The following is a 20292-nucleotide window of genomic DNA, read 5'->3' on the forward strand; positions in this document are numbered from 1 at the left end:
TTTCACAGTGCTAAAAATACTTAGCTCTGAGGTAGTAGAATGACAAGTGCTCGCCTCAATGTATTAAGCCTGGCTGTGGCCGTTGCAATCAGCTCTTCCATCATTGCCAGCCAGGCACTGGGTGATCGCAGGCTGCTAATAAAGTCTGTTGATATTCTGGACAGTGTACACGTAGAGTATACCCAGAGCGAGGTCATGGTTCAGCCAACCTTAGGTGATGACCGACAACCCATACCCAAATCCTTCACAACCACCTTCACTTATCTGACTCAAACCAGAGCAGGCTACGAGGTTCCTTCTCAAGGCTTCACGGACGTTCTTTCTGGCATCGAGGGAGGTGTTTCCAGTGTTGATCTGTTTGAAACAGACGAGAATGACGTTGCCCGCAAATACACCAAAGTCCTCAAGGTAGGTAATGAGGGGGTCTTCAGGTTTACCCATAACCTTGCCAAAAAGGAACTGGTCATTGAAGTCAGAAACGAAATGACCGATCAGAATTTAATTGAAGCTATTTTAACTCAATCAGGCGACACCCAACCATTAGAACCCTTAACAAAAGTTGCCAGCCCCGAACTACTAACCGCAGTACTGAAAGGCGTCAGTGGAAGTATAGGAAACCTTGGCGAAGTTGATAATTACGTTGCCCTTGCCACTATTGAAGTAGACGAAGTTAAAGTTGACGGGCGTACCTTCATGCGTCTTATCGCAACCGACGATCAGCCCCCGGATCTGCAACGCCTGGGTCAATCGCTCTTTGTCAATGATGAAGCTCTTTTCGCAGCCGCCACATCTGCCTATACCCAGGTTCATCTTCTGGGGAAGGATTTACAACAGGAAGCCCTGAATGATCTGTTGTCCTACCATAAACCCATCGGCTACGTTGTATACATTGAGGATGACTCACAGGCTTATCCTGTGCCCGCTGGTTATCCAAAGCTGGAAGTGAAACAGGCTCCGGGGGAAGCTATTGTTTTCCATAGTCAGAAGCAGAATCCGACTGACATCGCTTTTGTGGAAAGCCTCTATAACCTCCTTCAAAAAGACATCACTGACAACAGCATTCCTCCGGCAACAGCTCAGGTAGAAAAAGATAAGGTCAAAAGTTACCAGTACGTCATTCGAAGCAGGCAAATGGCATTGCTGGAGGAGATAGCTGTTCAGCTCAATAGTGAATCTGGCAGAGCAAAACTGATTACGCTTGCATACTATGAAACTCTCCAGCAGGCATTAACCAGTGCTACTCCGGAAAAAGCAGATAACTTTGAATTCACATCAGGACACATCAGATTGGCTTCGTCAATGGCCACGCCAACCTGGATGCACAGTCAACTCGTAAAACACTTCAGTTTCAAACCCGCCATTAAAAATTTTCTGACCAGTCAGCTCTTTATTCAGAATGTTCAGGAAGTAACAACCATTATAAGCCGTATCAACGAAATGCAGGCCGATGTCTTTGAGGACAACAGAAAGTTTGCTTTCAAAGTCACAGACGACATGGCCAGACAGCTGAATAAGATAGAAAGCGAGCTGGAAGAGCAGCAGCAGGTAAAAGAAGTCAGACTCATCCAGCTTGAAAAGGAGTTAATGCTCATAAGGAACAGAGTCTCTGATGATGTAAAGAGTAAAGTCAGACTTCTTCAACGCAGGAAACAAGTTGAGGATGAGTTTTTAGAGGTTCGTAACCTGATGAGAGGACTGCAAAACCAGTCACAGAAACTTCAGCAGGAAGTCAGAGGAATTCCAAAGCTGGAACAACGCGTACGTGATACCAGAGCAGATATCGCAGCTGTCAGAGCAAATGCCAAAAAAGCATTCAACGCTGAACTGGCAGACGATCTTGGTATTGATGACTGGGATACTAGCAAGACACTCAAAGAACAAGTCAGACTGATCAGAAAAAAAATTGATGAAGTCTTCAGGCTGACGGCCTCAATGGATCCGCCTGTGGGAGATTCTCCCAAAGAAATACTGGCGGCCCTGGAATTACGGCTTGGTATTTTTCTGGTCACTGAAAAGGATCCGGCTGCCCACTTTGAGTTCATTCAAAGACAATTTCATAAATACGCAGAACAGAACCATGAGGTGCTCCTGGAGAAAATGGGTATCGTTGAAAGAGTGCTGGGTCTGGCTCCGAAAAACAATGATGACCTGATAGGCCGTCAATATGCCATTTATCAGGCCATTGAGCAGTGCCTCAAGCAGTCGACAGTTCCGCTCGACCAGGAACATTCTTTTCCGCAACAGGGCACCAGAACAGATGCTAAAAAAGAAGCTGAAATCAAAGCCTTCAATGCAGCCACTGCCAGACATTTAAACATTAAGGATTTTGATAGCAATGCAGACATTGACTCTCAACAAAAGCGGCTGTTTCACAGATTTAAGTCACTGAATGCTGCATTAAAGCGTCTTGATGAAATGAATGTTGAACAAGATCAACTGTTTAACAGATTTCAGTCAATGAATGCTGAAATCGACGAATATCTGGAAAAGCTGCTTTGGAGTATTCGGAAACCAGATGCTAAATACCGCTCGCAAGAAGATGACGTCAAAGTCAGGCAAGATGCTGTGGCAAAAGATTTACCTGTTCCAATGGATGAAGAAAGCACAATAGAACAACGCGACACACTGATAGAAGGAACACATGGCCGTTCCTCCAGCCCTGCAAATTCAAAAGAACAACTGGACGACACCAGAAGAGCGCCCCCCTCCATAGCCAGGCCTGAAGTAACCAGAGAGCTGAGAGCTTTGAAAACAGCTCTGCAGAAGCGCCTCAGTGAAGAAAAAGATTTGTATTTCCATAGCATGGTCATTGCTGAAGACATCAAGAAATACATCAGAGAAGCCAGAAAGCAGTCAGAGGAAGAAGCCCTGATCGTACTGGAAAACCTGGAAAGTTTATTCAACATCAAAATCAATGAAGGAGATGACAAAGCAGTAAGACTTCAAAGGCTTCGTACAAGGCTTGATGATGGTGGTGATATCACGCCCTACGAGCTGGACGAGATGGACAAGATCCTGTTTTGGGAAGCTGACAGCACTGCTCAGGAGGAACCGGCAGAGAGGGATATCAGACTCGGCAGGTTTCGTGAGCGTCTTACCTTTAAAGTCGAAGAATCGCAGCAACGAGCCAGAGAAAAACAGGCAGAATATCTTGCCACTGTGGAGGATGAGCTAAATATCGATCCTTATGAAAACCCTGCCGCTAAAGAAAGAGGCAGAACTTTGACAACTAAACTGGCCAGTATTCTAGAGGTAAAGTTTGCTACAGGTGCCAGCCTGTCTGACCATCAGTATGATCTGAGACGCAGAATTAAGGTAGTACGGAATAAAGTAAACACAGCCGTTAAAGATAAAAATGATGAATCTATCAAGAGAGTCTATAACCATAGAATTGCTCATCGACTTAACATTGAAGACTATCAGGATGATGCCACTATAGCCGACCAAAACAGTCTGATTGATGCAAAACTCCAGCAGCTGGACAAAGACGTCATTGTAGCGGGCCAGCCTGATATTGATGAACGTATCGCCGCCATTGAAGATGAGTTTGACAGGCGAATGGCTCCTCAGGGATCCAAGCCCCGATTCGTGCTTGATCGTTGTCTGGCTGAAGCCAGACGAGGACTGGAAGAAGCTGAAAGTGAACTGGCAGATGTTAATCGCAAACTGAATGCTATTGGTCACAAACAAGTCGTTTTTGTGAGTCGTGATGACGTTGAACCCATCTCGGATGAAGACGACAGAGCTTTCAATCAGGCAATGAAACATATTCAGACCGAACTGGGTCTGCCTGTGGGTGATGAACAAACCCCTGAAGAACGAGTAGACGACATCAGACATTTCATGGGGGAGCAAGGTGCAGATAGACGAGATGAAATCGTTGAGCAACTGGGAGCTGTCGCAAAAGCTCTGAACATCCGGATAAAAGGCGGCCCGGGATCACCGCTAAAAGCTGACTACATTATTGCCATTTCCGCCTCTGCAGAGGCTCATGATTGGGACGAAATCAATGCAGCCGATGAAGCATTGGGTGAACTGCCTTTAACCAGGAAAAAATATTCTCAGGCCAAAGAATTCCTCCATGAGCATGACAGAAAAGCTAAGGACGCAGCATCTGCATTGTTGCAAAAAATTAGTGCACAAGAGAATCTGGATCTTAAAAAGGAGGAGATTAACCGTTCCGGAGACGCAGATCAAAAGGCTAAAACCGGACTTGAAAACAAAATGGCACTGCCGAAGACAGCCCCGGAACAAAAAAGTGACACTGAACCAGAAACATTGAAAACCCCGGAGGCTCATGAGGCAGAGATTAAAGCCACTGAAGATGCCCAGGGTCCTGAACCAGACTTTACTGAGAACAGAAAACGGGTTAATGCCCTGAGAAACAAACCTCAGGTCAGGGAATTCCTGGATAAGCATGACCGAGAAAGTATGGACGCGGCATTAGCAGAATTTCAAAAGAGTATTGCGTTGAAGTACCCGGATCATAGTAGAGAGGAGACTGAGAACGAAATTGAACCGCTGAATGCAGTCCTGAAGAAGAAAAGTGACGCTGCAGCAAAAGCTTTGGAAGTTCTGGAGGCTCATGAAGCGGATATTAAAACCACTGAAGAAGCCGTGGGTCTCAAACCAGGCACCAGTGACATCAGAAAAAGGGTTAATGCCCTGAGAATCAAAAGGGTAGAACTGGGTGGTAATGATGGTCATGGCTGCAAGATTCAGCAACTGATTCAGGAACAGGCCCGTCTGACATTTGAGAGAGAAGTCTGGAAAGCAGACATTAAGAAAATGAAGGAAAACCTGAAGACTGCTCAGGAAGCCGTCGAAAATTATCGCGCTCCCTTCCAACACACGCCGAGACAAGTAAAAGTTTTGGACGCTATCCTCGAATTCATGCAGCAGCACCCTCTCAAAAAACAAGCCCTGGAGGCTGCATTTGGCCTGACAGAAGCAGCAATAGAGTACGGAACACCTTTCCTTACAACTTTCCATTTTGACGATGAATTTGCACCCATTCGCTTACAGGCATTGGTCGGAGACAGACTGACGTTTGAGCAGGCCAGTCAGATTGTGGAAGTCTTCAGGATTTTGCAGAGGGACTTCCCGGTAAGCCTTTACAAGCCTCTGGAAAATCAGCCTGTGGATGCGCTGGAAGAACTCGAGTATCTGGTTTTCAGAGCCAGGAATGAGATGGAAACAGGGGCTCAACATTACGACGATGTCATTAAACGCATAGGCTCAACAGGCATTCAACACTTCGGGCACGAAACAGAGAATTTGAAAGGCTTCTCGGAATACTTCGCCAGCCATTCGGCCAGTGGTAACAAGATCATAGCTCTGCTACGGGAGGGTCTGATCAGCAAGGTTGAACTTGAGAACTATATGAAGATCAGCAGAAGTATTGATGGTTATCTGACAGGGAACGAATTTGAACACTTCATTGGCTGTAGACAAGGCGTCCATGTGCATCAGTTTAAAATGGTTGTCCGGATGCTGTCCGACAAGGGTGTTGAGGAATTTATGAAAAGTGCCTTTACACCTGTGCCCACGATCGCAACTGGTCCGGTAGCGATGAAAGAGTCTGTTGTCGGCATGAAAGAGTATGCCACCGCTGTCGTCGCCAACTACATACTTGATGATATTGCCTTTGAAAATGGCCGCAGGACGGCAGCATTCCTGACCAATGTTCAGGATACCCTGACACCTTATGCCAATGTTGCTGACCTGTTTGAGTCAGACCTGATAAAGATTATCCATAGCGTATTGATGCAGGCTCACGCCGCTGCGGTTGAGTACCAGCTAAAGGATTACTGGCTCAAACCTTCAGCCTCTCTGGTACAAGCTGTCCCCTGGTACTACACCAGCTACAAACCACTACTGGCAGTGACTGGGGCCTGGAAAGCTGCCAAAGCGTCCTTGTTAAACACGGAGGAACTCTACATTCTGGATCTCACCAACAGGGGGGATTATACGCACAGAATGATCATACCTTTTCAGCACTGGTTGGAACACTATGGTATTGATCTTGATCGAACCGGCCAATATGCCTACCACGGCGGAGTTGAAAAAGTCTCTGAAATGCTCGGGCTGTTCATGCCCTATGGCAGGGCCGGTTCTTCAGTCATACTGTTGACAACCGGCTCCAGACTGTTCACCAGACAGTTCCATGCCAACCCGCATATGTATCGCAGTATCTCCCGTCTGGTGCCCGAAATGGTGAAATCCATGGGTTCCGGACAGGGGGTTCAGGTACCCCTGCTGCACAGGGTAACACCACAAACAGTAAAAACGCTGGCCTCCGCCACAGCCGGTCTGGTTATGGGCCCGGTCTCCACTGTTGGAGCATACGCTCATGGTCTTATATTCGGATTTACCTGCGCTCAAATGTTAGGTTTTGCACTGGCGTCTAGCCTCACTTTCGACTTCTTTATGAACGACAACAAGCTGCTCACTCAATGGCTGGGTGGCCCCCTGGGCCGCAGTCTCGACAAGATTAATCGCTGGCGGGGCGTGGGTGAAACGCACGATGAATATTTGCAACGTACGGCTGTTGCCTCTCCTCAACGCTTCACTGAAACCGATGAAGAATACGCAAACCGTGTTAAAGCAAACAACACGATGTACGGCTGGACTCGACATGAAAATTATCTGCAGTTTCGTGAACGCCGTGATCGCACCATGAAACTGTTTGAGAATGGCTGGGAGAAATACTTCAGGGAAAATGTGCCTAAATGGTCGTTTTCCCATGCAGAAAGTATTCCTTACTCCTACACTCTGGGCACCTTCTACAATTGGCAACAGGGCGATGACAAGAAGGCGCCTGTTCATGGTAAGAGAAACGCCTCTCAATAAAGCTTTATATCGACCACCTCAGGCGAGCTCGAAACTGATGACAAGTGGGGCAAGCAGGAAAAGTAGCATAAGCGGAAAAGTCCTGTTGAATTAATCAGGCAACAGGCAACGACCTGCAATGACCGCTAAGACGCTAACGTCAAGTGTCACCTTTCCTTCTGAGCCCGACTTCTGAGCCAGCAAAGTCTGAAGCCAATCAAACAAGCGATTAAAAGCCGCTTCCTCATTGGTTGTGGCAATTTGTGGCAATCGATTTTCACAGTACTGAAAATACTTAGCTCTGAGGTAGTAGAATGACAAATGCTCGCCCCAATGCGCTGAGCCTTGCAGTGGCCGTTGCAATCAGCTCTTTCATTATTGCTACCCAGGCACTGGCCGATCGCAGGCTGCAGACAAAATCTGTCGATATTTCCGACAATAAACATGTAGAGTTTACCCACAGCGAGGTCAGGATTCAGCCAACTTTAGGTGATGACCAGCAACCCATACCCAAATCCTTCACAACTACCTACCCTGATCAGACTCAGGCCAGAGCAGGCTATAACGTTCCTTCTGAAGGTTTCACGGACGTTCTTTCTGGCATCGAGGGTGGTGTTTCCAGTGTTGATCAGTTTGAAACAGGTGACAATGACGTTGCTCAGAAATACACCAAAGTTCTGAAGGTTGGTAATGAGGGGATCTTCAGGTTTACCCATAACCTTGCAGAAAAGGAACTGATCATTGAAGTCAGAGACAGGATGACATCCCGGAATTCAATCAGGGCTGTTCGCGCTCAATTGGCCGACACCGAACGTTTAGAACCTCTGACAAAAATTGCCGACCCCGAACAACTGGCCGGAGTATTGAAAGCCGCCAGTGAAAGAGCAGGAAGCCTTGGCGCAGCGGATAAGTACACTGTTCTTGCCTCCATTAAAGTAGACGACGTTGAAGTGAACCGGCGCACCTTCATGCGTCTCGTCGCTTCAGGCGATCAGCCTCCTGAACTGCAGCGGCTGGATAAATCGCTCTATATCAATGATGAGGTTCTTTTAGCCGCAGCCACCTCAGCCTATACCCAGGTTTATGTTCTGGGAGAGATTTTACAACAGGAAGCTCTGAATGAACTTTTGGCATACCAGAAACCTGTCGGATATGTTGTACACGCTGAGGATGAAACAGAGGCTTATTATGTGCCTGATGGTCATCCAAGACTGGAAGTGACACAGACTCCGGGGGAGATTATTGTTTTCCGGGGTCAGAAGCAGAATCCGACCGATATTGCTTTTGTACAAGGCCTCTTAAACCTGAGAGAGGAAGATATCGCTGATACCCCCGCTCCAGCAGTCAGGGTAAAGGTCAAAAAAGACAGGCTCAAAAGCTATCAGTACATCATCCGAAGCAAGCAGATGGCAATGCTTGAGGAGTTTGCTACGGATCTGGCTGCCTATTTCGGTGTTGAATTTAAAGAAAATAAACTGTTGATGCTTGCACGCTATGAAGCGCTTCAGCAGGCATTGACCAGTGCTAATCCCGATAATGCAGATGAATTTGAATTCACACCAGCACATATCAAAGTCGCTTCCTCGGTCATGACGCCAATCTGGATACAGGTGCAACTCGAAAAGCACTTCAACTTCAAACCGTTACTGAGAGATCTTCTGACCAGCGAGCAATTTGTTCAACAAGTTCAGAAAGTTATACCCGTTGCAACGGAATTGTCTGCCGATACTTTTGGAGACGACGCCAGGTTTGCTACCCGAGTCTTTGGCGACATGACCAGACAGCTGCTTGAGATGGAAGACAAGCTGGAGGGGCTGAGTTTAAAAGCAGGCAAACTCGGCGAGCTTAAAAACTTCTTACAGTATTTAAGTGAAATAGCCAATATCAGCGTAGCGAAAAAGCAGAGAGCACAAGAACTCAAGAGGCTAATTGACGAGCAGCTGGAATGGCTTTTTCAAGATTGGAAACACGTGAAAAAATGGGTCGATAAACTTCGCCAGGAAGCCGATCAAATCCCGGAGCTGGAACAACAAGTTCGTGTCGCCAGAGTGAAAGCCACAAAATTTCGCAACTCTCAACTGGCAGCAGAACTTGGCATTGATGACTGGGATGATACCCAGCCCGACAATGAGCAAGAGAGACTCATCATAGAGAGGATTGATGAAATCATCAGAGCAGTTGCCTCAACGGCTGCCGTAACAGAAAAGTCTAAGGAAAAGACAGTTAAAACAAAACTCGCGGCTATTGAGGATCTGCTGGGTCTGGATCCGGATAACCAGGATGATCTGGAAGCTCGTCATCAGGCCATTAATCAGCAACTTGAGCAACGGGTAGCTCAGGCAGGTCATCAAGTTTTTCAGCATCAACAACTGGAAAACCGATTATGGTTAAAGGATCTTCAGGAAGAAGTCAGTCGAATTCCAGCGCTGCAAAAAGAATTTCGTGACTCAATACTGACAGAAAGAGAAGATTACAACACTCAAATGGCAAAAGAGCTTGGTATTGAGAACTGGGATAATACTGAACCACCAGAAGAGCAAGCCAGACTCATCAGACAGAAAATTAATGAAATCAGCCGACCTGTTGCGACAACAGATGCCCCGACAGAACAGCCTCGGGGAGACGCTGTAAAAGCAAAACTGGCGGCCATTGAAAACGAGCTTGAGATTAATCCAGCCAGTGAAAACGATCTGGATGCCCGCTACCACTTTATTCAAGAGCACCTGCAAGAAAAGTTAGAACTCACTGATAAGGCAATCGACAACAGACTGGCTACCATTGAAGTACAGCTCGGACTGATCCCGAATAACGACAATGAGCCGGAAGTCCGTTGCCAGACCATTCAAAAACAACTGAAGCAGAAGCTGAAGCTGGCCCAGTTCGATAAGGAACTTCTTCAGAGCACCGGAACATATAGTGAAGAACTGACTGCAGTCAAAGCCCGCTATTTAAACATTGCTGCGCAATTAAACATTGAGGATTTTGACGGCAATGCCGAAATTTTTGCGCAGCAGGATCGCCTGCTTATGAAACTACAGACCATCAATGCGCATCAAAAACACCGGCTTAAGAAACTTGAGGCAATCAATGTTCAGGACGGGATGAAAGAAGCTTCCCTCAAGGTCAGGGAAAATGCTCTGGCGAACATTCTCGGTATTGAGATGAATGAAGAGCGCACATTAGAGGATCGAAGCGCCCTGATAGATGCAGCCTATAGCAAGGTTATCGAGTTTGCAGATTTGCAAGAAAAACTGAAAGACATCAGAACTCCGGGGCACCCCAGAGCCAAACCGGAAGTCCTCCGGAAACTGGGTGCTGTAGAAAAAGCTCTGAAGATGAAAGACCTCAATGAAGAGGACGATGTCTACCACCGTCGTCAGGCTATTGCTGATGACATGCAGACATACATCAAAGAAGCTGCCCAGCGGGCAGAGGAAGAGGCTCTGGAAATACTGGAAACAATGGAGGAAATACTCAACATCAAAGTCAATGAAGATGATGACAAAGCAGCAAGGCTTTGCAACGTGCGCTTAAAACTTGACGGCGAAGATGTTTCAGAAGACCTGCTGGATCAGATACATAATGCCCTCGGAGTTGAAGTCAGAACACTACTGGATGAGAAGGCTATGAAACTCGATTGGCTTCGAGTGCGTCTTGACTATAAAGTCGAGAGTTGGGAGGAGCGAGCCAGAGATCAACAGACAAAATGGCTTAAAGCAATAGAGGAAAAGCTGAACATCAAACCGGATGAAAACGCTTTTGCCAAAGAAAGAGACGAGGTATTGGTTTTTAGACTGGCCAGGGATCTGGAGGTGGAATTAGAAAAAGATACCAACCTGTCTGACCAGAAGGATGTTCTGAAAGCCAGAATTTACGCATTATTGGATGAAGTAAACGAAGTCTATGAAGATGAAAGTGTCAGAAGAGACAGAAATAATGCAATGGCTCGTCAACTCAACGTTGAAGACTATAAGGACGATGCCAGCATCGACGAACAGAACAGTCTGATTGAGCAGAAACTGTACCAGCTGGATGTCGAAGTTAAAAAAACGGCTGAGCCTGATGTCGATGAGCGTATCGCCGCCATTGATGATGAGCTTGACAGGCTAATGGCAGGCCTGGGACCTAAACCCCGATACGTTCTTGATCGTGAACTGGCCACCGTCAGGCGAGCAATAAATGAAGCTGAAAGTGAACTGACAGATGATCATCGCAGACTGGCGACTCTGAATCCTCATCGCAAACCATCGTTGTTTGAGATTCACGATGGTGTCCAGCCTGTCTCGGATGAGGACGGCAGCGCTCTCAATCAGGCAACGAAACGAACTCAGAGCAAATTGGTTCCGTCTGCAGATGATAAGAAAAACCTCGAAGAACGTTTAGAGTACTTAACACGTTTACTTCAGATGATCGATGCCAAATTACAAGGTCAGGACATTGATACACTGGAAGCTGCTGCAAAAGATCCGAACATCCAGACAAAAGGTGACTCCGGATCACTGAAAGCATTTGATTATCTCATTAAAGTCTCCACAAGTTCTCATGAGCCTGACGTAATCGATACCGCCGACGAGGCATTGGGGGAACTGCCTTTAACCAGGAAAAGGTACTCTCTGATCACGCAATTCCTGCATGATTACGAGAGGAAAATTGTCGGTCTGGCCTCTGAAATGGTTGAAATGAATTCTGCACAAGAGAATCCGGATCCTGAAAAGCAGAAGACTACCGATTTTGGAAGCATCGATGAGAAGGCTGAAACCAGGAATAAGAACGAAAGAGAGCAGCTGATTCCCACCCCGAGGAAGAAAAGTGATTTTTTTTCAAGAGCGAAAAAAATTCTGTCGGAGAATGAAGAGGCTCTTGAGGTCACTGAAAAAGCCCTGGGCCTAAAGCCAGACCCTTCAGACACCAGTGCACAACGGCTTATTGCCCTGAGAGACAAACGGATAGAACTGGGCGGGTTTGATGGTACTGGTGGCAAGATCCAGCAACTGATTCAGGAACAGGCCCGTCTGGAAGCCAGGATTGAAGCCGGGAAAGTAAACATTGAAAGAATGAAGGAAACTCTTAAGACTGCAGAAAACGCCGTCCAGAATGAGGGTGGCCCCTCTCAGTTTACACTGAAGCAGGAAAAAGCCCGCAAAGCTATGCTCCTGTTCATGCAGCAGCACTCTCTCAAGAAGCAGGCTCTGGAAGCCGCAATGGGTTTGGCAGAGTCTGCAGAAAGGAATGGTAAGTTAGTACCCTACCTTGCGACTTTTAATTTTGACGGTGAATTTGCACCGATTCGCTTGCGGGCTATGGTCGGAGACGACCTGACGTTTGATCAGGCCGGACGGATTGTGGAAATCTTCAGGAGCCTGAAGACTCAATCCCCGGCAACCCCACTGGAAGATCAGCCTCTAAGTGCCCTGGAAGAAGTCCAGCGTCTGATGGACAGTGCCAGAATGGAGTTGAAAAAAGGCACACAGCTATACGACGATGAAATCTTTGGCATGGGCTCAGCAGCCATTCATTACGTAGCGCATGAACCAGGGGACCAGAAAAGCTTCCCGGAATACTTCGCCAGCCATTCTGCCAGTGGTAACAAGCTCATCACTTTGCTCCGTGAAGGTTTGATCAGCAAGGTTGAACTTGAGAACTTTATGAAGGCCGTCAGAGGTGTCGATGGTTATGAGGTAGAGGGTGAATTTGGACACTTTATTGCCTGCAGACACGGTGCCGACATGCTTCACTTCTGCAAGGTTGTCAGGATGCTGTCCGACAAGGGTGCTGAGGAGTTTATGCAGAGTGCCTTTATTCCTGTGACCGTGACTGCCCCTGGCCCGGCAGGTATGAAGGAGTCTGTTGCCGGTATGAAAGATTATGCAGCGGCTGTCATCGCCAACTACGTGCTTGACGATATTGCCTTTGAAAATGGCCGCAGGACAGCAGCATTTCTGGCCAATACTCAGGATACCCTGACACCTTACGCCAATGTTGCCGGACTATCGGAATCAGAACTGATCAAGGCCATTCATGACATATTGATGCAGGCTCATGCTGCAGCGGTTGAGCGCCAGCTAAAGGATTACTGGGTTAAGCCTTCAGCCTTTCTGGTACAGGCTGTCACCTGGTACTACTCCAGCTACAAACCCCTACTGGTGTTGGCTGACGCCTGGCAGGCTGCAGTACTATCGCTCACAAACATGTCTTTCCTCTATCTCCTGGACCTGACCAACAGGGGTGATTACACGCACAGGATGCTGACACCTTTCCAGCACTGGATGGAGCGCTACCGTGTTGATCTTGACCGAACTGGCCAATATTTCGGGCACACTGAACTTGAAAAACTCTCTGAACTGGGCGGGCTTGCAATGCCGCTGGGTAAGGCTGCTTCTTCAGTCATTCTGCTCAGAACCGGCTCCATGTTGTTTGCCAGACAGCACCATGCCAACCCCCGGATGTATCGCAGCATTTCCCGTCTGGTACCCGAAATAGTGAAATCCATGGGTTCCGGACAGGGGGTTCAGGTACCGCTGCTGCACAGGGTGACCCCACAAAAAGTGAAAACGCTTGCCTCTGCCGCAGCCGGTGTCGTATTAGGTCCGGTAGCCACAGTCGGATCATACGCCCACGGACTTCTATCTGGGTTCACCTATGCTCAAACCTTTGGATTCGCTCTGGCGTCGAGTCTCGCTTTTGATTTCTTCATGAACGACAACAAGATGCTCACTCATTGGCTGGGTGGACCTCTGGGGCGAAGTCTTGACAGGATTGATCGCTGGTGGGGCCTGGGTGAAACAGACGATGAGTATTTGCAACGCACCGCTGTTGCTTCGCCTCAGGGCTTCAGTGAGACCGATGAAGAATATGCAAGCCGTGTTAAAGCCAACAACACGATGTATGGCTGGACTCGACACGAAAATTACCTGCAGTTCCGTGAACGCCGTGATCGCACCATGAGACTATTTGAGAATGGCTGGGAGAAATACTTCCGGGAAAATGTACCTAAATGGTCGTTTTCCCATGCAGAAAGTATCCCTTACTCCTATACTCTTGGCGCCCTTTACCAATCGCAAAAGGGCGATGATCAGAAGTTTCACAATCATGATAAGAGAAATGCCCCTCAATCAGGCTTTTTACCTGCAACCTCGGCAGCATACAGTCTTGATTAAAAGCTGCTTGTCCGTCCAATCATTTTTCACAGCAATATTTTTCACAGCAATAAAAGCACCCTACTCTGAGGCAGCAGAATGACAAATGTCGGCCCCAATGCATTAAGCCTTGCAGTGGCCATTGCAATCAGTTCTTCTGTTATTGGAACAGAGGCACTCGCTGATCGCAGGCTACAGATAAAATCTGTCGATATTCAGGGCAATAAACATGTGGAGTTTATCCAGAGTGAGGTCATGGTTAAGCCAACTTTGGATCATGACCAGCAGCCAATAGCCAAATCCTTTACCACCACTTACCCTGATCAGACTCAAGTCAGAGCAGGCTATGACGTTCCTTCCGAAGGCTTCACAGACGTTCTTTCTGACATCCAGGGTGGCGTTTCAACTGTTGATCAGTTTGAAACAGACGACAATGACGTTGCTCAGAAGTACACCAAAATCCTGAAGGTGGGTAATGAGGGGATATTCAGGTTCACCCATAACCTTGAAGACAGCAAACTGGTCATTGAAGTCAGAGACGGAATGACCCGTCAGGATTCAATTGAGGCTGTTCGCACTCAACCAGGTGGTATCCGACCATTGGAACCGTTAACAAAAGTCGCCAGTCCCGAGCAACTGGCCGGGGTGCTGAAAGGCGCGCATGAAAGAGCGGGAAATCTTGGCGAAGCTGATCACTATGTCACCCTTGCCGCCCTTACAGTAGGTGAGATTGAAGTGAACGGGCGCACTTTTATGCGTCTTATCGCTGCAGGCGATCAGCCTCCTGAACCGGAGCGTTTGGGTGAATCGCTCTTTGTCAATGATGAGGCGCTTTTCGCAGCAGCCACCTCTGCCTATACCCAGATTTATCTTCTCGGAGAAGATTTACAACAGCGAGCTCTGGATAAGCTCTTCTACTACAATCAGCCTCTTGGCTATGTTGTCACTGTCGAGGATGACACTCAGGCTTATCCTGTGCCTTGGGGTTATCCAAAACTGGAACTAACTGAGGCTACGGGAAAGGTTATTGTTTTCCGTGGTCAGAAGCAGAATCCGACCGATCTCACTTTTGTGGAAAGCCTCTATGCCCCCTTGGATGGATTCGACCTTAATGATAATGACCCCATTGCACAGTTTAAAAAAGGTAAGGTCAAAAGCTACCAATACGTCATTCGAAGCAGGCAGATGGAGCTGCTGGAGAAGTTTGCTGCTGATTTAGCTATACAGCACGATGCTGAACTTGAAGAGGATAAAATAGTATTGCTTGCGTACTATGAATCTGTTCAGCAGGCATTAACCATTGCTACTTCATACGGAACCGATGAATTTGAACTCAAAGTAGGACATGTCGGTGCTGCGTCATCGGCTATTGCGCCGGGCTGGATGTTGTTTCAACTCGAAAAACGCTTCAGTTTCAAACCCGCATTCAAGGATCTTCTGACGAGTCGACATTTTCTTCACAACGTTCAAAAAGGTACAGACTTTGTCAACAAACTGATGCAGCAATTTGCTATTGGAGAAGATACAACATTTGTTAAAAAAGTGATTGGTAACGTGGCCCGTCAGCATCTTGAGTTAGAAAACACGCTGGAAGAGGAGCTGGCAAAAGCGGCCGAACTTGGCGAGCTAAACAAAAAATCACTTCACGAAATGAAGGAAGACGTTGAAAGAATGGCTATTGCCATTGATCAGAATGAGTATAAGCTCAGAGTAGAGCAAATCGAACAGAAACTTGAGAAGAATATTGAGCTGTTTGCTATCGAACTGAAAGATCTGAAAAATCAGAATCAGATGCTTCAGCAGGAAGCCGATCGAATTCCATACCTGAAACAAGAGGTGCTTGACGTTGCAGCAAAAACCATAAGGGCTCGCAACACAGAACTGGCAATAGAGCTTGGCATGGCTGACTGGGATGATACTCAGCCACCCGAAGAACAAACCAGACTCATCAAAAATAAAATCCATGAAAACAATCAGGCCAAAGCCGCAACATTTACTGCAAGTGGACAGCCTGATAAAGAAACTGTAAAAGCAAAACTGGCAGCCATTGAAAGCGAGCTCAGTATCACCCCGGTCGATGAAAACAATCTGGATGCCCGCTTTCAGTCTATTCAACAGCATATGCAACATCAGGCAACACTGGCCAATGAGAGAACCCGGCGCAGACTGGCTACCATTGAAGGTCAGCTCGGTCTGAGCCCGGATAACGACGCTGACCTTGAAGCCCGTCACTGGGCCATTCAGCAGCGCATTCGGCAGCAGGGATCGGAGGTGTTTCAACATCTTCAGCAACAGAGCACCAGAACAGATACTGCAAAAGCAGCTGAAATCAAAACCCGCTTCGCAACCATTGCCGCACGTTTAGACATTCAGGATTTTGATAGCAATGCAGATATTGAGACTCAACAAGAATGCCTGCTCGAAAAAATCAAGACAATGAATGTCCAACCAGAACGCCTGCATCACAGTACTCAAACAATCAATAAACAACAGGACTCAGAGAATTCTTACACCAGGCCCGAAAAATCTGCTCTGGCAGCGCCCCCTGGCCAAGACCAGAGTGAGCTGAATGAAGTCATCACGACAGAAGAGCTCAATGCTCTGAGGTCAACAATGCATTCCACGCTTCTCAGGAATGCAGCACTGGAAGAGCAACTGAAAGACATCATCACACCAGGCCAGTCCAAAGCCACGCCTGAAGTTCTTGAGACACTTCGTGCCGCAGAAAGAATTCTGCAGCAGAGTCACGTCAATGAAAGGGAAGATATATATTACAATCGTCAGATCATTTCTGAAGACATACGTCGATACATCAGTGAAGCCAGACAGCGGGAAGAGTCAGGGGCCTGGATCATATTGCAACTCCTGGAAGACAATCTCGGCATCGGTCACAGAGTCAGTGAAAGTGATGGCACAGCAGCAAAACTGGCAAGGGTTCTTACAAAACTTGATGGCGGTGATGTCTCAAATGACCAATTGGCTGACATAGACCAGCTTCTCCGGATGGCAACTGACAGGCCAGATCTGGAGGGTGATCCGGTGCCGGTGGATGTCTTGCTCTCCGATATTCGTGACTGTCTCAACTTATTGATCAACGAATCGGATCAGCGAGCCAGAAAACGACAGGCAAATCAGCTTATCGCTTTGGAAAACGCGCTAAGTATCTCACCTCAACATCGGGATGAAGAAGTGTTCAAAGTGGGTCAGCCTGAGGTTAATGAGCGTATCGCAGCCATCGAGAATGAGCTTGACAGACAAATGGCTCGCCTGGGACCCAAGCCCCGATTCGTCCTTGATCGTGATGTCGCCTTGGCCAAACGAGAAATTAAAGGAGCTGAAAATGATCTGGCAGCTTTTCATCACAAACTGAATAAGCTTCGTGGCAAAAACCTGGTATTTGCGGGGAACCTTGCTGATCTCCAACATATCCCGGATACAGAAAACCTGGCTCTCAACCAGAGAATGAAAGAAGTTCAGATCGACTTGGGTCTGGCTGCAAGTGACGAGCAAACCACTAAAGAGCGACTAAAAGACATCAGGCATTTCCTGCAGGAATCCAGTGCAGAAAAACGAGATGAAATCCTTGGGGAACTGAGAATCAAATCAGGTCTGGACATCCAGACAACAGGTGACCCCGGTTTAGAGGAAGCATCTTATTATTTGATTGCCACCGCATCCTGTGCAGATTCTCATGGTCAGAACGAAGACGATGAAGCCTTGGGTCAACTGCTTTATAACAGGAAAAGGTACACTCAGCTCACAGACTTTCTGCGTGAACACGACAGGAAGAGTATGAAAGTGACCATTGCAAAGAATACACAAGAGTATCTGGAGCGTAAAAAATGCGAGGTTATCGATCCAGGAGACTTCGATGAGCAGGCTAAAGCCGAACGGGAAAACGAAATGGCCTGGCTGAATTTAGCCCTTGAGCAATCCAGTGATGCGGTATCAAAAGCAGAAACCGCTCTGACGGATTTTCATAAAGCGGTTCTTGAAACCACTGAAAAAGACGTGGGTCTTGAACCAGCCCCTGCTGACACCCTTGAACAAAGGCTTAATGCCCTGAGAAACAGAAAGGTAGAGTATGGAGGAAATGATGGTTATGGTGGCACTGTCCGACACCTGATTCAGGAACAGGCTGATCTGCAAGGCAAGATTGAATTAAGGAAAGCAGACATTGAGAGAATAAAAGGAGTCCTTAAGGCTGCAGAGCAAGCTGTCGACAGTGACTCTGGTCCCTTCCAGTACACGCCGAAACAGGTAAAAGTTCTGGACACTATCCGTAAATTCACGCAGCAGCACCCTCTCAAAAAACAGGCTCTGGAAGCCGCAATTGGCCTGAGAAAAGCGGCAAGAGAAAGCCGTAAGTTAGCACCCACGCTTTCAGCTTTTGATTTTGACAATGAATTTGCAGTGATTCACATACAGGGGCAGCTCGGGGACAAACTGTCGTTTGAACAGGCCAGTCGGGTGGTGGAAATTTTCAAGAGCCTGAAGACCTTCCCGGAATCCACTCTCGAGCCTATTGCAAATCGACCTGAGAGTGCTATCAAACAGGTCGAAACTCTGTCGGCATGGGCCACCCGTCAGATAGAAACAGGGGCCCAACAATACGACGACCTGATTCGCGACATGGGCAAAACAGCCATTCACTTCGTCGAGCATGAACCTGGGGGCCTGAAAAGCTTCCCGGAATACTTCGCCAGCCATTCTGCCAGTGGTAACAAGATCATCACTTTGCTCCGTGAAGGTTTGATTAGCAAGGTTGAACTTGAGAGCTACATAAAGATCATCCGAATTGTAAAGGTCGTCAAAGGAGGTGCCCCTGGTTATCCGGCACAGGGCGAACTTGATTACTATATTCGCCACAAACACGGCGTCGACACGCACCACTTCTGGAGGGCTGTCAGGACGCTGTCCGAAAAAGGCGCTGAAGAGTTTATGCACAGCGCCTTTATTCCCGTGACCGTGACTGCAACCGGCCCGGCAGGTATGAGAGAGTCTGTTGCCGGTATGAAGGAGTACGCAACAGCTGTTATCGCCAACTACGTGCTGGATGATATTGCCTTTGAAAATGGCCGCAGGACAGCAGCATTTCTGGCCAATATTCAGGATACCCTGACACCTTACGCCAATGCTGCCGGAATATTGGAATCAGAACTGATCAAGGTTACCCATGACACATTGATGAAAGCTCAGGCCACCGCAGTTGAGCTTCAGCTAAAGGATTACTGGGTCAAACCTTCAGCCTCTCTGGTACAGGCTGTCACCTTGTACTACATCAGCTACAAACCACTACTGGCAGCGACTAAGACCTGGGATGCTGCCGGAGTGTCCTTGTTAAACACGCTGGGCATCTACATTCTGGATCTCACCAACAGAGGGGATTACATGCACAGAATGATCATACCTTTTCAGCACTGGTTGGAATACTATGGTATTGATCTTGACCGAACCGGCCAATATGTCTACCACGGCGGAGTTGAACAAGTCTCTGAAATGCTCGGGCTGGCCATGCCCTTTGGCAGGACCGAATCTTCAGTCATACTGCTGGCAACCGGCGTTATGCTGTTTACCAGACAAAACCATGCTAACCCGCATATGTATCGCAGTATTACCCGTCTGGTGCCCGAAATAGTAAAATCCATGGGTTCCAGGCAAGGGGTTCAGGTACCTCTGCTGCACCGGGTGACACCTCAAAAAATAAAGACTCTGGCCTCGGCCACAGCTGGTCTGGTGCTGGGTCCGGTAGCCACTTTCGGAGCATACGTTCATAGCTTTTTATTTGGAATCACCCATGCACAAATCTTCGGATTCGTACTGGCGTCAAGCCTCACTTTCGACTTTTTTATGAACGACAACAAGATGCTCACTCAATGGCTGGGTGGACCTCTTGGACGTAGTCTTGACAAAATTAATCGCTGGTGCGGCCTGGGTGAAACGTACAATGAGTATTTGCAGCGTACCGCTATTGCTTCACCTCAGGGCTTCAGTGAAACCGATGAAGAATATGCAAGCCGTGTTAAAGCCAACAACACCCTGTATGGCTGGACTCGACACGAAAATTACCTGCAGTTCCGTGAACGTCGTGATCGCACCATGAAACTGTTTGAGAATGGCTGGGAGAAATACTTCCGGGAAAATGTACCTAAATGGTCGTTTTCTCATGCAGAAAGTATTCCCTACTTCTTCACTCTCGGAGCCTTTTACGAATCGCAAAAGAGCGATGATCAAAAATTTCACAATCATGATAAGAGAAACGCCCCTCAATCAAGCTTTCCGTGATACGAGAAATGCCCCCTCAATCAAACTTTCTACCCAGCGC

Annotated in this window: 3 protein-coding genes; all 3 read left to right on the forward strand. The window is 47.6% G+C overall.

Features of this window, described 5'->3' with window-relative positions; genetic code table 11:
• Window positions 1–39: 39 nt before the first annotated feature.
• The 3 genes from ACOMG9_RS17050 to ACOMG9_RS17060 all read left to right on the forward strand — a co-directional run bounded on the left by ACOMG9_RS17050 (window position 40) and on the right by ACOMG9_RS17060 (window position 20252).
• A complete protein-coding gene (locus ACOMG9_RS17050) occupies window positions 40–6852 on the forward strand; it encodes a coiled-coil domain-containing protein (RefSeq protein WP_494529151.1) in 6813 nt (2270 codons plus the stop codon).
• Window positions 6853–7145: 293 nt separating this feature from the next.
• Window positions 7146–13988: a hypothetical protein gene (locus ACOMG9_RS17055; RefSeq protein ID WP_448217776.1), complete on the forward strand. Its 6843-nt coding sequence runs from the start codon at window positions 7146–7148 to the stop codon at window positions 13986–13988.
• Window positions 13989–14066: 78 nt separating this feature from the next.
• Window positions 14067–20252, forward strand: a complete 6186-nt coding sequence (locus ACOMG9_RS17060) for a coiled-coil domain-containing protein (protein WP_448217777.1) — start codon at window positions 14067–14069, stop codon at window positions 20250–20252.
• Window positions 20253–20292 lie beyond the last annotated feature (40 nt).

It is taken from the genome of Endozoicomonas sp. PH6C (assembly GCF_059322965.1).

What these genes read in the sequence shown, in the direction of transcription:
- ACOMG9_RS17050 (WP_494529151.1), top strand. Translation starts at nt 40, where the DNA reads ATGACAAGTGCTCGCCTCAATGTATTAAGCCTGGCTGTGGCCGTTGCA.
- ACOMG9_RS17055 (WP_448217776.1), top strand. Translation starts at nt 7,146, where the DNA reads ATGACAAATGCTCGCCCCAATGCGCTGAGCCTTGCAGTGGCCGTTGCA.
- ACOMG9_RS17060 (WP_448217777.1), top strand. Translation starts at nt 14,067, where the DNA reads ATGACAAATGTCGGCCCCAATGCATTAAGCCTTGCAGTGGCCATTGCA.